This is a genomic window from Planctomonas sp. JC2975, from assembly GCF_012985205.1.
Lineage (GTDB): Bacteria > Actinomycetota > Actinomycetes > Actinomycetales > Microbacteriaceae > Humibacter.
The window spans coordinates 568335-585756 of record NZ_JABEKS010000001.1; the positions used below are offsets into that span (position 1 = coordinate 568335).

The 17422-nt window shown below is 67.0% G+C and carries 15 protein-coding genes; 3 read left to right on the forward strand and 12 right to left on the reverse strand.

Annotated elements, in window-relative coordinates; translation table 11 throughout:
- Positions 1-117: 117 nt before the first annotated feature.
- The 6 genes from HII28_RS20600 to HII28_RS02730 all read right to left on the reverse strand — a co-directional run bounded on the left by HII28_RS20600 (position 118) and on the right by HII28_RS02730 (position 5865).
- Complete coding sequence (locus HII28_RS20600; RefSeq protein WP_170024005.1) at positions 118-1605, reverse strand: anthranilate synthase component I family protein; 1488 nt, start codon at positions 1603-1605, stop codon at positions 118-120.
- Between the two features lie 122 nt (positions 1606-1727).
- Entirely contained in the window at positions 1728-2660 is a 933-nt protein-coding gene (locus tag HII28_RS02710; RefSeq protein WP_170024006.1) for an ABC transporter substrate-binding protein, read from the reverse strand.
- A 36-nt stretch (positions 2661-2696) separates the two neighbouring features.
- Positions 2697-3431 (reverse strand): ABC transporter permease, encoded by a 735-nt coding sequence (locus HII28_RS02715; protein WP_170024007.1) that lies wholly within the window; start codon positions 3429-3431, stop codon positions 2697-2699.
- A complete protein-coding gene (locus HII28_RS02720; RefSeq protein WP_170024008.1) occupies positions 3428-4120 on the reverse strand; it encodes an ABC transporter permease subunit in 693 nt (230 codons plus the stop codon). Before HII28_RS02720 ends, HII28_RS02715 begins: the two co-directional genes overlap by 4 nt.
- Entirely contained in the window at positions 4117-5004 is an 888-nt protein-coding gene (locus tag HII28_RS02725; protein ID WP_170024009.1) for an ATP-binding cassette domain-containing protein, read from the reverse strand. The genes HII28_RS02720 and HII28_RS02725 overlap by 4 nt, the downstream gene beginning before the upstream one ends.
- A 213-nt stretch (positions 5005-5217) precedes the next feature.
- Positions 5218-5865, reverse strand: coding sequence for a TetR/AcrR family transcriptional regulator (locus tag HII28_RS02730; protein ID WP_170024010.1), 648 nt, complete (start codon positions 5863-5865; stop codon positions 5218-5220).
- Between the two features lie 138 nt (positions 5866-6003).
- Between HII28_RS02730 and HII28_RS02735 the strand changes: the two genes are divergently transcribed.
- On the forward strand, positions 6004-7056 hold the full coding sequence (locus HII28_RS02735) for a phosphatase domain-containing protein (protein ID WP_240977211.1): 1053 nt from the start codon (positions 6004-6006) through the stop codon (positions 7054-7056).
- A gap of 136 nt (positions 7057-7192) precedes the next feature.
- A complete protein-coding gene (locus tag HII28_RS02740; protein ID WP_170024011.1) occupies positions 7193-8260 on the forward strand; it encodes a winged helix DNA-binding domain-containing protein in 1068 nt (355 codons plus the stop codon).
- Between the two features lie 64 nt (positions 8261-8324).
- Here HII28_RS02740 and HII28_RS02745 read toward each other — a convergent pair whose 3' ends face one another.
- The 5 genes from HII28_RS02745 to HII28_RS02765 all read right to left on the reverse strand — a co-directional run bounded on the left by HII28_RS02745 (position 8325) and on the right by HII28_RS02765 (position 14878).
- Positions 8325-9251 carry a carbohydrate ABC transporter permease gene (locus HII28_RS02745; RefSeq protein WP_346769314.1) on the reverse strand — a complete coding sequence of 309 codons (927 nt, stop codon included), beginning with the start codon at positions 9249-9251 and terminating at the stop codon, positions 8325-8327.
- A gap of 38 nt (positions 9252-9289) precedes the next feature.
- Positions 9290-10246 carry a sugar ABC transporter permease gene (locus tag HII28_RS02750; RefSeq protein WP_170024012.1) on the reverse strand — a complete coding sequence of 319 codons (957 nt, stop codon included), beginning with the start codon at positions 10244-10246 and terminating at the stop codon, positions 9290-9292.
- 180 nt (positions 10247-10426) lie between these two features.
- Positions 10427-11809, reverse strand: a complete 1383-nt coding sequence (locus HII28_RS02755; RefSeq protein ID WP_170024013.1) for an extracellular solute-binding protein — start codon at positions 11807-11809, stop codon at positions 10427-10429.
- 62 nt (positions 11810-11871) lie between these two features.
- On the reverse strand, positions 11872-13509 hold the full coding sequence (locus tag HII28_RS02760; protein ID WP_240977458.1) for a glycoside hydrolase family 13 protein: 1638 nt from the start codon (positions 13507-13509) through the stop codon (positions 11872-11874).
- A 361-nt stretch (positions 13510-13870) separates the two neighbouring features.
- A complete protein-coding gene (locus HII28_RS02765; protein ID WP_170024014.1) occupies positions 13871-14878 on the reverse strand; it encodes a LacI family DNA-binding transcriptional regulator in 1008 nt (335 codons plus the stop codon).
- Between the two features lie 214 nt (positions 14879-15092).
- Between HII28_RS02765 and HII28_RS02770 the strand changes: the two genes are divergently transcribed.
- Positions 15093-15944 carry a UbiA family prenyltransferase gene (locus HII28_RS02770; RefSeq protein WP_170024015.1) on the forward strand — a complete coding sequence of 284 codons (852 nt, stop codon included), beginning with the start codon at positions 15093-15095 and terminating at the stop codon, positions 15942-15944.
- Here the strand turns inward: HII28_RS02770 and HII28_RS02775 are convergent.
- Positions 15904-17310 carry a DHA2 family efflux MFS transporter permease subunit gene (locus HII28_RS02775; RefSeq protein WP_346769156.1) on the reverse strand — a complete coding sequence of 469 codons (1407 nt, stop codon included), beginning with the start codon at positions 17308-17310 and terminating at the stop codon, positions 15904-15906. The genes HII28_RS02770 and HII28_RS02775 overlap by 41 nt on opposite strands.
- Between the last annotated feature and the right edge of the window lie 112 nt (positions 17311-17422).

Here is a 17422-nt window from a genome sequence, read left to right on the forward strand (position 1 = left end):
GAAGGTGTGCGGACAGCCCCGTCCGCACGGAAAAAGGGGCGTTCCAAGATTACTCGCTCGTGTCGCACGGATTGCGGCCGGGCATCAAGGTGCCGAAGAGTGCAGCGGATGCCGTGCTCACCCGCCGAGAGCAGCGAGCAGAGCCGCCGCCTTCAGCTTCACCTCGGCGAGCTCGTTCCGCGGAACGGACAGGGCCGTGATCCCTCCCCCTGTGCCGATCGCCGCCTGCCCGTCGCGCATCACGATGGAGCGGATGACCATGGCCAGTTCGGCGCTGCCGTCGCATCCTATGCGGCCGAAGCATCCGCTGTAGATGCCCCGCGGCCCGGCCTCCAGCCCGTGCAGGATCCGCATGGCGCTGAGCTTGGGCGCTCCGGTCATGGAACCGGCCGGGAAGGACGCCTCGAGCACGTCGAACACGTCGACCCCATCCGCCATCTCGGCGCGGACGGTGCTCACGAGCTGATGCACGTGCTCGTGCGTCTCCACCTCCAGCAACTCCGTCACGCTCACGCCGCCCAGGCGGGCGATCCGGCCGAGGTCATTGCGCATGAGGTCGACGATCATCAGGTTCTCGGCACGTTCCTTGTCGTCCGCCGCCAGCTCCGTTCGCAGCTCGGCGTCTTCGGCCGCGGTCCTCCCCCGTCGCCTCGTGCCCTTCACCGGACGACTCACCGCGACCCCGTCGCCGACGGTCAGGTACAGCTCGGGCGACGCGCTGAGCAGTGCGGTGTCTCCCACGCGGATGAAGCCGCCGTGGCCGGCGAGCGATCCGCACCGCACCCTGAGGTAGACGTCGAACGGATCCTCGTCCGTGGTCACCGACACCTGGGTCGTCAGGCAGAGCTGATACGCATCACCGTCGTGGATGGACTCCTGGCAGGAGGCGATCATCCGCAGGTACTCGTCGTCGGAGTTCCTCCACCGGGGCGCGTCCACCATGTGTCGACCGCTGTCATTCGGTTTCGGCGCGGACGTCGGATCGGAGGCGAGCCGTTCCAGCTCGTGCCGGGTCCGCCCGGCCCATGCTCGGCCGTCCTCGTCGTCGACGAACCAGAGGCACGTCGCGCCCGTCGCATGATCGATAGACACGATCCGGTCCGCGGCCAGAAGGGCGGCATCCGGTGCGGACGTCGCCTTTCCTGCGGCCGCGTCGACCAGAGTCGGATCGACGATCGCCGCACCGTACTCGTAGCCGAGCCAGCCGACCCATCCGATGGGCGATGCATCGATCGATGCATCGCCCTCAGACACCGGAATCGATGGATGCCGCTGCCGCATTCCTTGCTGCGGCATCCGTTCCGAGCCCAGTTCTGCTCGCACGCGCTCGTGAAGGGTTCCCTGCACTGCGCGTTTCCGGCCATCGAGGACTTCCTCGAGCCGGCCACCGGTCACGAGGTAGCTCGGCCTGACCGGCGATGCCGTCCCGAGCATGCTCCGTCCCGCGTTCGAGCGGATGCCCGCATCCAGCCAGAACGCGCCCCACGCCCCCGCGAACAACTCCTGGAACACGCGCACGGGGTCTACGGAGAACGGGAGTGGCTCCCTGCCCGACTGCGCTACCGCGCCATCTGCAGCAAGCCACTCCCCATCGTTGTCACGCACGGTACCGTCCCGATGGGATCACGGATCCGATCGCTCGAACATACGCAACGGAATCCGCGGGTCCGCGGCCACCCCGCGACCACCGCGGCGTCTCGGCCGATGTCAGCGCGATCGTGGCACCGCTACTTGGTGAAGAGGTTCTTCTCGGCGAGCCACTCCTTGGCGATCTGCTCCGCGGACTCCTTCGCCGACCCGGAGCTCTTGTCGTTCATCGTCACCAGGTCATCGGTGGTGAGGGTCGCCGAGACCTTGTTCAGGATGTTCGACACCTTGTCGTCGACCTTGCTGGAGTTGATGATCGGCACGACGTTCTCGGCGATGATGATGTTCTTCGGATCCTTCAGGGTCACGAAGTCGTTGTCCTTGATCGCGGAGCTCGTCGTGTAGATGTCCGCAAGCTGCACGGTGCCGTCCTGCAGCGCCTTCACCGTGAGCGGGCCACCACCGTCACTGATCGGGTCGAGCGTGGCCGTCACGCCGTACGCGGACTTGAGCCCCTTGATGCCGTACGGACGATCGGCGAACTCCGGGTTGGCGCCGACGGTGAGGGGCACCGTGACCTTCGTGAGGTCGGCGAGGCTGGTCACGCCCCACTTCTGCGAGAACGCCTTGGTGACGTTGTACGAGTCGGCATCCTGCGCCTTCGCCTGGTCGAGCACCTGATAGCCCTTCGGGAGGGCGTCACTCAGTGCCGCATAGACGTCATCGCTCGACTGGGCTGTGCTGCTGGGGTCGTAGTACTGCAGCAGGCTTCCTGAGTACTCGGGAATCAGGTCGATGGAGCCGTCCTGGAGCGCCTTCAGGTACACCTCACGAGCGCCGATGTTCGGCTTGATGCTCGAGTCGACGCCGTTGTCCTTCAACGCCTGCGTGTAGATCTGGGCGATGATCTCCGACTCCGGGAAGTTCGCGGAGCCGACGACGATCGGTCCGCCTGCCTTCGCGGTGGACGTCGACGATGAGTCGAGCGGGCTGCTCGACGCGCATCCCGCGAGGGCCACGGCGCTCAGCGCCGCGACTGCGGCGAGGGCGATGCTGCGTGATTTCAATGACATGGTGCTTCGCTTTCTTCTCTGGGCGGGCTTCGAGCCTCAGCCGGCTGTGGTGGATTGCGAGGTCGGTGCGAGTTTTCTGGATTGTCGTGCGCGAACGTCGGATGCACGCCCGACGACGACGCCGCGGGGAACCACGAGACGCTGCACGATCGCGAACACACCGTCGGCGACCAGCGCCAGCGCGATGACGAGCACAGATGCGCCGAGCATCTCCGCGTAGTTCTGCACCGCGTAGCCGTCGTAGATGAACCGACCGAGTCCGCCGAGAGGCAGGTAGGCGGCGACCGTCCACGTGGCGATGACCTGGAGGCATCCGGATCGCAGGCCGCCGATGATGATGGGCAACGCGAGCGGGAGCTCGACCTTGACCAGGACCTGCCAGCCCGTCATCCCGATCGAGCGCGCGGCGTCGATGGTGGCACGGTCGACGGATTCCACCCCGGAATACGCACCGGCGAGCAGCGGGGGCAGCGCCAGGATCACCATGGCGATCAGCGGTGGACCCAGCCCGAGACCGAACCAGAGCGCCAGCAGAAGCACGACACCCAGGGTCGGCAGGGCGCGCAGCGCCCCCGACAACTGCACCGCAACGGCTCGGCCTTTGCCCGTGTGACCGATCGCCAAGCCGATCGGGATAGCGATCACCGCAGCGAGGACGAGCGTCACGAGCGTGTACACGACATGCTCGCCGAGACGGGTCGGGATACCGCCGGGTCCGACCCAGTTGGCCGGATCCGCGAGCCAGACGAATGTCGACTGCCAATTGTTCATGAGATACCCGCCGCCTCGAGGTCAGAGGAGGTCCGCACGCCCGTGCGACGTGACCGCGTGCGCCGGTTCCATGGCAGGAGCAGTCTTCCCGCCAGGGCCAACACCGCGTCGAAGATCACGGCGATGACGATGATGGCGACGATGCCCGTGATGATCTCCAGCGGGAACGAGCGCTGGAAGCCGTCGAGGAAGAGGTAGCCGAGGCTCGTCACGCCCATCACCGCCCCCACCGTGAGGAGGCTGATCGTGCTCACGGACACGACGCGGATTCCGGAGAGCAGCACGGGTCCGGCCAGCGGGAGCTCCACTGTCCAGAACCGTCGCCACGTCGAGAAACCGACCGCAGTGGCCGAGAGGAGCACATCGACGTCGACCGACGCGAACGCGTCGGACGCCGTGCGCACCATGATCGCTATCGCGTAGATGGTGAGCGCAACCACGATGTTCACCGGATCGAGGATGCGCGTTCCGAGGATTCCCGGCAGCACGATGATCAGCGGCAGTGACGGCACCGCGTACAGCAGTCCGACGATCGTCAACACGGTTCCGCGGCTCAGCCGGTAGCGGTTGGTCAGCCAGCCGATCGGGATCGCAAGCACGAATCCGAGGATGATCGGAACCGCCGACAGACCGGCGTGCACCAAGGTCAGCTGCCAGACCTGCCCCGCGTTCTGGATCAGCCAGTTCACCGCGGCTGATCACCCTGCGCCGAAGCACCCGAGGCGGTGTCACGCGCCTCGGCCTTGTCATCCGCGGTGTCCCGGCCGACGAGTACGCCGGCCGGCCGCCCGTCGCCGTCCACCACGATGTCCCTTCCGGACTCGTTGCGCAGGTGCAGTGCCCGCTTGCCGCGATCCGCCCCGACGAACCGTGCGACGAACTCGTCGGCCGGATCGGCCAGGATCTCCTCCGGCGTGCCGATCTGCTCGACGATCCCGCCCTTCTTGAAGATGACGACCTTGTCGCCCAGCAGGAACGCTTCGTCGATGTCGTGGGTGACGAAGACGACCGTCTTGCCGAGCTCGTGCTGCAGGCGAACGAGTTCGTGCTGCAGTTCTGCACGCACGAGCGGGTCGACGGCTCCGAACGGCTCGTCCATGAGCAGGATGTTGGGATCCACCGCGAGGCCGCGGGCAACGCCGACGCGCTGCTGCTGGCCGCCAGAGAGCTGGCTCGGGTACCGGTCGGCGAGCGAACGGTCCAATCCGACGCTGTCCATGAGCTCGAGGGCACGCGCACGGGCGTCCTTGCGCTTCACCCCGCGCAGTAACGGGACCGTCGCGATATTGTCGGCGACCTTGCGATGCGGCAGGAGTCCGGAGTTCTGCATCACGTAGCCGATACTGCGCCGAAGGCCTACCGGCGCGAGTGTGGCGATGTCGTCGCCGTCGATCTCGATCGTGCCGCTCGTGGGGTCGACCATGCGGTTGATCATGCGAAGGATGGTCGTCTTGCCGCTGCCGGAGGATCCCACCAGCACCGTGATCTTGCGCGAAGGGATGACAAGGCTGAAGTCCCGCACCGCGACGGTGCCGTCGGGGAACTGCTTGGTCACCGATCGGAATTCGATCATGTCTGGTGGCTCATTCCTGCGGGAGTGGACGCGATCGTCGCACGTCGGTCAGCATCACCCCAGCGAAGCACGGTTGCAGCCGGGGGTCGAGGGCGAATCGACGAATCCCACTATGTCGCACTCCCCCGACATCCACGGCGATGTACAGGAAACGCGCCGCAACACAGATCGGCGCGGCGACGAAATCAGGCCGGGCGCATCGCGCCCGACGCGTCAGGCGTAGTACTTCTCGAGGTAGGCCACCGCGACGACGGATGCCTCGCGCAGGGTCCGCTCGTCGCCGTGCTGCTGACGCAAGTGGGCGCGTTCGGTCAACGCCTCCGCCATCTGGCTCGCGATGTCCAGATGGAAGACGAGTTCGTCGTCGTGCGTGAATCCGTATCGACTGGCAAGGATCTCGGCCACGCGCTCCGCGAACTCGTGCACGTGGTCGACGACCGGCGTGTCTTCGTCCACGCCCCGCACTTCCTCGAACCGCATGATGCGGAATCCCGGCTCGATGCGGAACATCGTGGCGAACTCGTCCGCCAGGCACGTGATAGCGTCCTGCCAGGTGGCCGGCTGGGCCGTCTCGATCGCCTCCGCCGCCGCGATCCGATAGCGCAGCACCGCACGATCGCGCAGTGCGACCAGCAGCGCGATGCGGTCTGGGAAGTAGCGGTAGACCGTGCCGATCGACGCCCCGGCCAACTCGGCGACCTGCGCCGTCGTGAGGCGATCGAAGCCGACCTCGTCGACGACGTTGGCTGCGGCATCCAGGAGTGCATCGATGCGGGCGAGGCTTCGCTCCTGCGCTGGCTCGACGCGAAGTGCTGCCCCGTTGGGGGCGTCCTGCGTTCCGACGAGGATCTGCTCGATCATTCGACTGTCTCCTTCCGTGCGCCGCGCTGCGCACGCACCGTGTGGTGCCTCGTGGTTTCGACGGTATCCGACGAAGCTTCATGTTCCCAGGGGGTCAGGGGACTCCGTCGACATCCGTGCTCGTGAAAGACTGTACCGATGGCCCGTCATCCCCGCCCCGTGCAGAGGATGCACCGTGCCGCGCGTGTGGAGGACGCCTTCCACGCCTTCCGAGGGCGCCGTGCGCTCAAGCGCGGTTACCTGCCCACCGTCCTCTCCTACAGCGGATACGGCACCACCGAGTGGATCCGCGTGCTCGGCCGGGTCGTCCTGGCGAGGGATCCGCGTCCCGGTTCCCGCGCAGAGCGCACGAACCGCAAGCGCGAGGAGAGTGTCCGCGGCTGGCGGAGCTTCGTGAGCGTCCCGTTCAGTGACGTCGACGTGACGGTCGAGGTCGATGGCAGCACCCACACGGTCCGTCCGGATCGCGGCGGCGTGGTGGACACGGTGATCCCCGTGACACTGGAGCCCGGCACGCACTGGGTGTCCCTGCGCGCCGGACATTCCGGCCAGGTGGCCACCGCGCCCGTGCAGGTGGTCGCGAGCGACGCATCCTTCGGCGTCATCTCGGATGTCGATGACACCGTCATGGTCACGGCACTCCCCCGCCCGCTCCTGGCCGCCTGGAACACGTTCGTGGTCGACGAGCACGCTCGCGTGCCCACGCCCGGCATGTCCGTTCTGCTGGAGCGTCTGGCCTCATCGCACCCCGGCGCCCCGATGGTCTACCTCTCCACCGGAGCGTGGAACGTGGCGCCAGCTGTCACGCGGTTCCTGTCGCGCAACCTCTTCCCGCCCGGCGCCCTGCTGCTCACGGACTGGGGCCCGACCCACGACAGGTGGTTCCGCAGCGGCCGAGAGCACAAGGAGCGCAGTCTGCGGCGCCTGGTGCGTGAGTTCCCAGGCGTGAAATGGCTGCTCGTCGGCGACGACGGCCAGCACGACGAAGCCATCTATGCGGAGTTCGCGCGGGAGCATCCTGAGAACGTGACGGCCGTCGCCATCCGGCAGCTCTCGAACACGGAGTCCGTGCTCGCGGGTGGCGGCCCCAAAGCGGAGAAGCACACGCAGACCAGCGGGGTCCCCTGGGTGTACGGTGCCGACGGAGCCGACCTGCTCGCTCAGCTCGTGGCGCTCGGCATCCGCGTCTGACGGTGGCAACTGCGACGATCGTCAAGGCACGAACGACGCCGAGCCGAACGGTCGCTCACCCGAGTCACCGGCCGAGACGGAGGACAGATGGCGGAGCGCGCCACGAGACGAGACGCAGCATGGCGATAGGTGAACCGTGGCTCTGACGAACGCGTGGCTGCGCGCCGAGCGTCTGCGCTCGCAGCTCCTCGACGGCCGGCGACGGGCTCCTCTCGACGTGGTCACGAGGCTCGGCGCCGTACAGGCGCAGAACGCCACGGCGTCTCGCTGGGCGATCGGCGTTCGCGCGTCGGGCGCGACCTCGGCCGATGTGGAGCATCTCTTCGAGTCGGGCGTCGCGGTCCGCTCGTGGACGATGCGCGGCACGCTGCATGTCGTGCGCGCCGACGACCTGCACTGGATGCTGTCGCTCACCTCCGGCAGGCAGCGCGCCTCAGCAGCGCGGGAGGCCGTGCAGCGGGGCATCTCGGAGGCCGACTTCGATCGCGCTGCATCGTCCATTGCGGAGCACGTCGCCGAGCACGGACCCGCCACGCGCATCGAAGCCCTCGAAGCGCTCGAACGCGCAGGGATCGACGTCGGGAACGAGCGCGGATACCGCTTCCTCCGCGACGCCGCCTTCCGCGGATTCGTCGCGTGGGGGCCGAATCGGGGCAAGCAGCCGCAACTCGTGGCACTGCGAACGGATCCCGGCATCGACCGCGACGAAGCCCTCGGACGATTCATCACCCGTTACGTCATCGGTCACGGCCCGGCGACTGTGCGGGACTTCGCGTGGTGGTCGGGCCTGACACTCACGGACGCACGGCGGGCGCGCGAGGTCGCTGCCGCCGACGTCGAGGGAGTCGACCTCGACGGCGCAGAGTACCTGGTTGCGCCGGGACGCGCCGAGGCGGACATCCGCTCGCGTGCCTCCGGCGTGCACCTCGCACCGGCGTGGGACGAGTACGTGCTGGGATACGGCGATCGTGCGCCGGTACTTCCACCGGTGCACGCACTCAAGGTCTCGCCGACCGGGAACGGGGTGTTCCTGCCGGTGATCGTCGCGAATGGACGGGTCGCGGGAACCTGGCGGCACGTCGTCGAACGGGGAGTCCTCACCGCGGCGACCGAGCCGTTCGAGGCACTCACCGCCTCTCAGCTGCGCGGGTTCGAGAAGGCAACCGTCGGGTTCGGGCGCTTTCTGGGCACGACAGCCTCATAGCGCGCACCCGCTGGACTCGTGCGCGACCCGGCACGAGTCCAGCGGGCGCAGTTCTTGATCCCCGTCAGCCCTTGACGGCGCCTCCGAGCCCACCGCCACGCAGGAACGTGCGCTGGAAGATGAGGAAGATCACGACCGGGATAAGCGACGCGATCGTGAGCGCCGCGAGATAGACCCCGAGATCGGTCGAGCCTTGGATCTGCGGTAATCGCACGGAGAGCGGCTGGATGCCGATGTCGGTGAGCACGAGGTTCGGCCAGAGGAAGTCGGCCCAGGCGGCGTTGATCGCGAACACCGAGACGACACCGAGGATCGGCTTCGACATGGGCAGAACGATCGACCAGAACAACCTGAAGGTACCCGCACCGTCGGTCTTCGCGGCTTCGAACACCTCGCGCGGCAGGCTGTCGAAGAATCGCATCACCAGCAGCACGTTGAACGCGCTCGCGCCGGCGGGGAGCCAGACCGCCCAGAACGTGTTGATCAGCGAGTGGCCGATCAGCGGCGGATGCAAGATCGTCAGATACAGCGGAACGAGCAGCACGACAGCCGGAACGAAGAGCGTCGCCAGCACCAGAGCGCTGATGATCTTGCCGTAGCGCGGCTTCAGCACGGACAGCGCGAATCCGCCCGTGGTCGCCACGAGAAGCTGCACCGCCCACTCGCCTGCTGCCATCCAGATGGTGTTGAAGAAGTAGTTGCCGACCTGCACGTCGTTCCACGCCCTCGTGACGTTGGACCACGCGAAGCCGTTCGGGAACAGGGCCATCGGATGCGCCAGCGTGTCCGCCGTCGGAGTGACGGCCGACTTCAACAGCCAGAGCAGCGGCAGGAGCCCCACGACGACGAGCGAGACGCCGAGAATCACGTTGAGGATGGTGCCGACGACTCGCACGTGCGGCCGTCGCCGGTCTGCGGTCGAGAGGATGCCGCGGTCCGCGTCGGACTCGGCCGCTGCGCGCGTCCTCTTGCCTCGTGCCTTGGCCTCGATGGGCTCCTGAAGCGGCAATTCAGCGGGAACTGTGGTGGTCAATTGTCACTCCATTTCGCCGTGACACGGAAGTAGACGACGGAGAGGACGGCCAGGAAGACGGCCAGCATGAGACTGAGCGCCGTCGCCTGTCCGTATGCGCCGCCGAGGCTGTTGGTGAACGCGTACTGATAGATGAGCAGCAGGATGGTCGTGGTCGAGTTGACGGGCCCGCCGCCGGTGAAGAGGAACGGCTGAAGGAACACCTGCGCCGTTGCGATGATCTGCAGGATCAGCGTGATGAAGAGGATCCCCCGCAGCTGCGGCAGCGTGACGTGCCAGACCTTGCCCCAGATGGATGCGCCGTCGACCTCGGCCGCATCGTAGAGGTCAGGGGAGACCGAGGTCAGCGCTGCGAGGTAGATGATAATGGTCGCGCCTGCGCCCGCCCACGTGGCTTCGAGCACGAGCGACGGCATGGCAGTCGTCGCATCCTGGATCCACGGCTGCGGCGGGATGCCGACCCATCCCAGGATCGTGTTGAACACCCCGTTCGGACCCGCGTCGTAGAAGATTTTCCACAGCAGGACGGACACGACGGGCGGGATGATCACCGGCAGGTACGCCAGAACGCTGTAGAAGCCCTTCATGCGCTTCACCTCGCTCATCAGCACGGCGGCGACGAGCGGGATCGGATATCCGAAGAGGAGCGCAAGGGCGGCGAAGTATGCGGTGTTGCGCACCGCGATCCAGAACGTCGGATCCCTGAACACGGCGGCGAAGTTGTCCCACCCCACGAAGACTGCGGGCGTGACGAGGTTGGTCTTCTGGAAGCTCATGACGACGGCTTCCACGATCGGCGTCCAGGAGAACACGCCGAAGATGATGAGCAGGGGCAGAAGGAAGAGGAGTGTGGTCAGCCCGCCGCGCCTCACCCAGGTGATCGGATTGCGGCGGCGCGGCGGCCGAGGCGGTCGGACGACGGTGTCCGAGCCTGCTGTGGTCTGGGCTGTCATGGAGATGGGCTCTCGTGTCGGTGGTCGGCGGCGACGGTCGACCGGTGTCGATCGGTGCCATGCCATTGGGCCGCCGATGCGAACCGGCGACCCGAGGCGGTGTGGATATCGGCCGGGAGCCGGCCGTTCGAACGATGCGATTTCGAACGGCCGGACCCTGACACCGTGGTTCGACGATGACTACTTGCTGTCCGCGTCGATCAGGGCTTGCACCTTCGTGTTGACACCCTTCAGCAGGGAATCGACGTCGGCGTTCTTGTCCGTGAGCACGGCCTGGACGACGGAGTCGAGGGCCTGATAGAGGTCCTGGGTGTGCGACGGCGGTTCGGGGACGATCTTCTGATTCCAGATCCCGTCGGTGAACGGCTTCACGTTCGAGGCAGGCACGTTCACGTAAGGCTTGATCCACTCCTGGTTCTGCTCCCACGTGGCCTTGTCGAAGACCGGAAGAGTCGGAGCGCCCACGGCCTGCTTGCCGGCTGCAAGGGTCTTGGCGTTGTTGACCGCTGCCGTCTTGTCCACGTTGGGCTGCGTGCGGTAGAAGTCGATCCACTTCACGGCTGCCGCGATCTGCTTCGCGTTGTCCTTCACGTTGACGACGTCGACGTTTCCGCCGGAGAGGATGCCGGCGCTCGAGCCGGACGCGATCGGGAACGTCGTCACGCCGTACTTGTTCTGGTCGAATCCGTTGGCCTGCATGAGCGAGCCGATGACATCCGAACCGCTCATGTACATGGCGATCTGGTCCGACGCGAACGCCTGGTTGGTGGTGTCCCACTTGAGCAGGAAGTTGTTGCCGAGCGAGTTGTCGGTCCACCGCATCTTCTGCAGCCATTCCAGGCCCTGCTTGGTCTGCGCGTTGTCCGCGGTGACCGTCACCTTGCCGTCCGATGCGACCTTCTCGAGGCGTCCGCCCAGCGACTGGGTGAGCGTCGCGAGTTCCCAACCGCCCGTCGCGTCGGTGGTCATCTGCATGTAGCCGGCGACTCCCGGGACCTTCTGGGAGATGATCTTGGCGTCAGCCGCGATCTCATCGAGCGTTGTCGGCGGCTTGTCGGGGTCGAGGCCTGCCTGCTTGAAGATGTCTCGGTTGTACGACAGCGCCATGGCATACGGACCCCACGGGATCCCGTAGACGTGGCCGTTGCTGCCGGTCGCGACGTCGAGCACGTTCTTGTTCCACTTGTCCGCCGTCGACGTCTTCTTGAAGTCCGTCGTGATGTCGGCCAGCTGGCCGTTGTTCGCCAGCGTCTTGGAGTCCGTGAACGGAACGTTGAACACGTCGGGGAGCGTCCCACCCGCGAGCTCCGCGGCGAACGTGGAGGCGGTCCACTGGTATTCGATCGCCTTGACGTTGATGTCGGGGTTCGCCTTCTCGAATTCCTGAACACGCTTGTGCAACGCGCTCAGAGCATCCGCCGTGGCGCCGGGCAGCACCGGGGCGACGACGAGGTTCACCTTGCCGCCGTCGTCGCTGCCGCTGTTCGACGAGCATCCGCTGAGAATGCCGACGCCGACCAGGGCCGCGGCCGTCAGGACCGCGATCTTTCCTGGTGACTTCATTGTCTGTGTCCTTTCAAGGTGGCTGTTGCCTGTTGTTTCATGTCGTCTCCGCGCCTGGGACGTCAGGCGCGGATCTCCGGCGGCTCGTGCTGTGTTCGTAGCCATGCCGTGGAGTCTGGGGGCAGCTTTCCGCCCTGGAGCGGGCTGCTGGAGAGGAGGATGCCGCCGTTGTCGGGCAGCTCGATGCTGCGATCCGAGAGGTTGGTCACCGAGAGGAACTCCGTGCCGCGGTCGAACGCGAGCACGTCGTCGCCGAGCGATCGCCAGGAGACTTCGTCCTCGGCCGTCGTGTTCAGCACGCGACGCATCCGCAGCGCCTGCCGATACAGCCAGAGCATCGACGACGGGTCGGCCTGCTGCGCCTGCACGGTGAGTGCAGCCCAGGTAGAAGGCTGCGGCAGCCACGGCGACGCGGATGCTTCCGCCGGGCTGAACCCGAACGGCGGCTCCGCCCCGCTCCAGGGCAGCGGGACACGGCATCCGTCGCGCCCTGGATCCACCCCGCCGGATCGGAAGTGCATGGGATCCTCGAGCAGCTCCTCCGGGATGTCCTCCACCTCGGGAAGCCCGAGCTCGTCGCCCTGGTAGATGTACAGTGCACCGGGCAGTGCCGCTGTCAGGAGGGCCGCGGCCCGTGCCCGCCGGGTGCCGCGGACGAGGTCGGTGGGCGTACCCGTGCGCTTCTTGAGGAAGGCGAACGAGCTGTCCTCGCGCCCGTATCGGGTAACGGGGCGGGTCACATCGTGGTTCGACAGCACCCACGTCGACGGAGCGCCGACCGGTGCGTGCGCCGCAAGCGTCGCATCGATGGACTCGCGGAGCTCGCTCGCACTCCACGGCCGCGCGAGGAAGTCGAAATTGAAGGCCGTGTGCAGTTCGTCGTCGCGCAAGTACTTGGCGAACCGGTCGATGTCCGGCAGCCAGATCTCGCCCACCAGTACGCGGGTGCCCGGGTAGGAGTCGGCGATGGCACGCCAGCTGCGGTAGATGTCGTGCAGCTCGTCGCGGTCCTGGTTCGGGTGCGCGCCCGGCCCTGGATTCTCTGGCACCTCCGGCAGCGTGTCGTCCTTGACGAGAAGGGCCGCTGAGTCGATGCGCACGCCGCCGACACCGCGGTCGAACCAGAACTTCAACACGTCCTCGTGCATGCGGCGCACGTCGGGATGGTTCCAGTTGAGGTCCGGCTGCTGCGGGGTGAACAGGTGCAAGTACCACTCCCCCGGCGTTCCGTCCGCGTTCGTCGTTCGCGTCCAGGTCTCCCCGGAGAAGTTCGACTCCCAGTGCGTGGGCATCTCCGACCCATCGGCACCCTTGCCCGGCCGGAACCAGAAGCGTTCGCGCTCCGGTGATCCGGGTTCCGCTGCCAGAGCCGCCTGGAACCAGGGATGCTGATCCGAGATGTGGTTCGGAACGACATCGATGATCGTGCGGATGCCCAGGGCCAGCGCGTCCTGGATCAGTGCCTCGGCCTCGTCGAGCGTCCCGAATCGCGGATCGATCGACGTGTAGTCGGCGACGTCGTATCCGCCGTCGGCCAGTGGGGATGCGTACCACGGCGTGAACCAGATCGCGTCGATCCCGAGGTCCTTGAGGTATCCGAGGTGACGCCGCACTCCCGCCAGATCGCCGATTCCGTCCCCGTTGCCGTCCGCGAAGCTGCGCGGGTAGATCTGGTAGATCGCCGCGCTGCGCCACCACAGCGGGTCTGACGACGAAGGCGCACGACGGGCGTGCGCGGATGCTGGGCTGACGGTGTCGGCGGGGCCGGCGTGGAGCGTGTCGGCGACGGAGGACAGGTCCACTGATGGAGCCTTTCTGGGCGGCGGCAGCCACCCAGAAAGGCGGCGGTGCCGAGGACTCGTTGCAGGTCGTGGCCGGTCGGTTCGGGTTCCGACCGGCGTTGGATCACAACGTAATCAACTCGACAGAATGATGCAAGAACTAAACAAACAGCAATCTGCTTGCGCGAAATTGCGTCCTCTTGCGCCAGCGGTCGCGCGTTTTCTGCCTACCGTGGGCGACGGATCCGGCGCGAGAGAGCCATCGCCGCACGCCGCGCGATCAGCGCGGGGCCGGTCCGGTCGATGCCCGCACGACGAGTTCCGGCTCGAAGAGGAACTCGTCGATCGACGGGCGCTCGCCCGTGATCTGCGCGGTCAGAAGTTCCATCACCATGCGTCCCATAGGCTCTATCGGCTGGCGCACGGTGGTCAGCGGCGGCTCGACGCAGCCCATGAGGGCCGAGTCATCGTAGCCGACGACGGAGACGTCCTCCGGCACGCGCAGTCCGGCACGCCTGACGGCACGGATGACGCCGAGAGCGAGTGGATCGCTGGCGCAGACGATCGCAGTGACCCCGGCGGAGAGCAGTTTGACGGCCGCAGCCTGACCGGCTTCGAGGGAGTACAGCGACCGCACGACGAGGTCGTCGTCGAATGGGATGTCAGCCCTCTGCATCTCAGCCTCAGCCGACTCGTACTTGCGCCTCGACGGCACGTGATCGCGCGGCCCGAGCACGTATCCGATGCGCGTGTGCCCCAGTTGCACCAGATGGCGCACCGCGAGCTGGGTCGCGACCCGGTCGTCGCAGGACACCGTCGGGAACCCGATGCCGTCGATCGGCGCGTTCACGAGCACCGTCGGAAGATTGACGTCGCGCAGCTTCTCGTAGTGCTCGTGCGAGCCGGCCTCCTGCGTGTAGAGCCCACCTGCGAAGACCACGCCGGACACGTGCTGCTCGAGGAGCAGGTCGACGTAGTCCGCCTCTGAGATCCCGCCTGCCGTCTGCGTGCAGAGCACCGGCGTATAGCCGTTCTGCGCGAGGGCGCCGCCTACCACCTCGGCGAAGGCGGGGAAGATCGGATTGGAGAGCTCGGGCAGCACGAGGCCGACGAGACGCGCCCGCTCGCCCCTGAGCTTGGTCGGACGCTCGTAGCCGAGCACGTCGAGCGCGGTGAGCACGGCCTGGCGCGTCGCCTCGCTGACACCGGGTTTCTCGTTCAGCACGCGACTGACGGTGGCTTCGCTGACACCCACCTTGCGGGCGACCTCGGCTAGTCGTTTGGCCATGCCCTGATTCTACGCAAACTCTTGCAACCTAACGCAAGAACTATTGTGCAGGGACTTCAGCCGCACATGCGGGGTCCCCTATCGCGCCGTCGATGGTCGGACTGGAGCCGGAGGAGTGGGGCAATCGTGTCGCGTTCGACCGGCTGCTGACAGCACACAGCGTGCCGAGTGCCGTGCCGGTCACGAACCGTCCGGCACGCCCTAACATGTCCCCATGCCGAAAGCGGTGCGGGCACTGACGCTGGCGAGCCATCCCGGCCCAGCACTCGTGGTCACCGTGGTCGCCGCGGTCCTCGCGATCGCTGTTGCCTACCCGGCCTGGCGCGTTGTGCTGTTGACCGCTGCGATGCTGGCGGATCAGTTGTCCGTCGGCTGGTCCAACGACTGGATCGACGCCGCCCGCGACAGCGCCGTCGCGCGAGCGGACAAGCCGATCGCCGCGCACGCGATCACACGGCGCACCGTGGGGATCGCGGCATTCGTCGCGCTCGGACTCGCGCTGGTGCTGACGGTCCCTTTTGGACCGGTCGCCCTCGTCGCGCACGTCGTAGCGCTCGGCAGCGCGTGGAGCTACAACGCGGGACTGAAACGCACCCTCTTCTCCGTCGTCCCCTACCTCGTCAGCTTCGGAACGCTGCCGGCCATCGTCACACTGGGCGCTCCGACGCCGCAGTGGCCGGCGTGGTGGGTCGTGGCAGCCGGATCCCTGCTCGGCGCGGCCGCGCACGTCACGAACGTCCTCCCCGACCTCGAGCAGGATCGCATCACGGGCGTCCGCGGCTTCGGGCACCTTCTCGGACCGCGGATCGGCGGCCTCGTCTCGTTCGGCCTCCTTGCCGTCGTCGGCGTCCTGATCGCGGTGGGCGCGGTGGCGCTGGCGGGCCTCAGTGGATGGCCGTCCGTGCTCGTCATCGTCGGATCGGTGATCACGGTGGCGATCGCCTGCCTCGGCGTCGTCCTCACTCTGCGCGGCGTGCACTCCAGGTGGCTGATGCGCTTGATCATGACAGCCGCCCTGGTCGACGTCATCGCGTTGGTGGCAGCGGGCCCTGTGCTGTCGGTATAGCCGCCTGCGTGGCAGCCTGCGGACGCCTTCTCTTGTTGGTGATGCCGATCGCCGACACCACGCCCCCGAGCACGAGCAGTACCACGCACACAGCCAGCACCCGTCTCATTCCCCCCTGATCGAGAGGGCCGGCCACGATCAGCCCTGCGCAGGCGACGGCGACCAGACCCGCAATGCGTGCGACGGCGTTGTTGATCGCGGAGCCGATGCCTGCATGCTCCGGCGGCACAGCGCCGAGGATCGCGGCCGTCAAAGGGGCGACCGTGATCGAGAGGCCGAGGCCGAAGACGAGCATGCCGGGAAGTACTTCGAGCCAGTAGTTCACGTCCGTGCCCATGGTGAGCAGCAGGGCGTATCCGCCGGCGGCGACCAGCGGACCTACTGCCATGAAGAGTCGCGGCCCCCATTTGCCGGAGAGTGCACCGAACCGGCCGGACAGCAGAAGCGAGACCACCGTCGCCGGGACGAGCGCGAGCCCGGCCAGCGTCGCTTTGTATCCGGCGACCTCCTGCAGGTAGATGCCCACGATCAGCGTTCCGAGGGACAACGCCGCGTAGATAGCGAGAGTGGCGACGTTGCCGACTCCGAAGTTGCGGATGCGGAACAGGGCGAACGGCAGCATGGGCTGTTTCGTCCGCATCTCCACGACGACGAACGCGACGAGGCACAGACATCCGATCGCACCGACGCCCCACACGAGCGGATCGCCCCAGCCGACCTGGCCCTGCTCGATCAGCGCGAACACCACTCCGCCGAGCCCGACAGCGCCGAGCACGGCGCCCAGGTAGTCGATGTGACCGTGGGCGTGCTCGTGGTCGAGCTGGATTCGCCACAGGATCACGATGGTCACAGCGATCGGGATCGGGTTGATGGCGAACACGAGCCGCCACGACAGGGTGTCGACGAAGAGCCCGCCGAGCAGCGGCCCGACGAGCATGGCCGCCGAGGTCCAGGCCGTCCAGCGCCCGATGGCCTTCGGCTGGTCGTCCTCGCTGAACACCTGGATGATGATCGCGAGCGAACTCGGCACCAGCAGCGCGCCCGCGATGCCCTGGATGGCCCTGAACACGACGAGCGACACACCGTCGGGGGCCACGGCGCACGCGATCGACGCGATCCCGAAGCCGAAGAGGCCGATCATCAGGATTCGCTTGCGCCCGAACGCGTCCGAAAGCGACCCCGCGAGGAGGATGAGCGCGCCGAGCGTGATGAGGTACGCATCCACCACCCACTGCTGCAGCACGAGGCCCCCGCCCAGCTCTCGTTCGATGGCCGGAAGGGCGACATTGACGACGGATCCGTCGAGGAATGCCACGAGGGATGCCAGGATCGCGACGGTCAGCACCGCACGCTGCAAAGTGGTCACCGGGTCAGTCAAGCACCGACGGCCGACGCCTGGACGCCGATTTCGGGCGGCATCCCGCATTCGCCGACGTTCGCGTCGCCGGGCGTTTCGCGTTGACCTTGCCGAATGCCTG

Excerpts from the sequence above, each read along its gene's own strand:
- HII28_RS02710 (WP_170024006.1), bottom strand. The coding sequence starts at position 2,660 with ATGTCATTGAAATCACGCAGCATCGCCCTCGCCGCAGTCGCGGCGCTG.
- HII28_RS02715 (WP_170024007.1), bottom strand. The coding sequence starts at position 3,431 with ATGAACAATTGGCAGTCGACATTCGTCTGGCTCGCGGATCCGGCCAAC.
- HII28_RS02725 (WP_170024009.1), bottom strand. The coding sequence starts at position 5,004 with ATGATCGAATTCCGATCGGTGACCAAGCAGTTCCCCGACGGCACCGTC.
- HII28_RS02730 (WP_170024010.1), bottom strand. The coding sequence starts at position 5,865 with ATGATCGAGCAGATCCTCGTCGGAACGCAGGACGCCCCCAACGGGGCA.
- HII28_RS02735 (WP_240977211.1), top strand. The coding sequence starts at position 6,004 with ATGGCCCGTCATCCCCGCCCCGTGCAGAGGATGCACCGTGCCGCGCGT.
- HII28_RS02750 (WP_170024012.1), bottom strand. The coding sequence starts at position 10,246 with ATGACAGCCCAGACCACAGCAGGCTCGGACACCGTCGTCCGACCGCCT.
- HII28_RS02755 (WP_170024013.1), bottom strand. The coding sequence starts at position 11,809 with ATGAAGTCACCAGGAAAGATCGCGGTCCTGACGGCCGCGGCCCTGGTC.
- HII28_RS02765 (WP_170024014.1), bottom strand. The coding sequence starts at position 14,878 with ATGGCCAAACGACTAGCCGAGGTCGCCCGCAAGGTGGGTGTCAGCGAA.
- HII28_RS02770 (WP_170024015.1), top strand. The coding sequence starts at position 15,093 with ATGCCGAAAGCGGTGCGGGCACTGACGCTGGCGAGCCATCCCGGCCCA.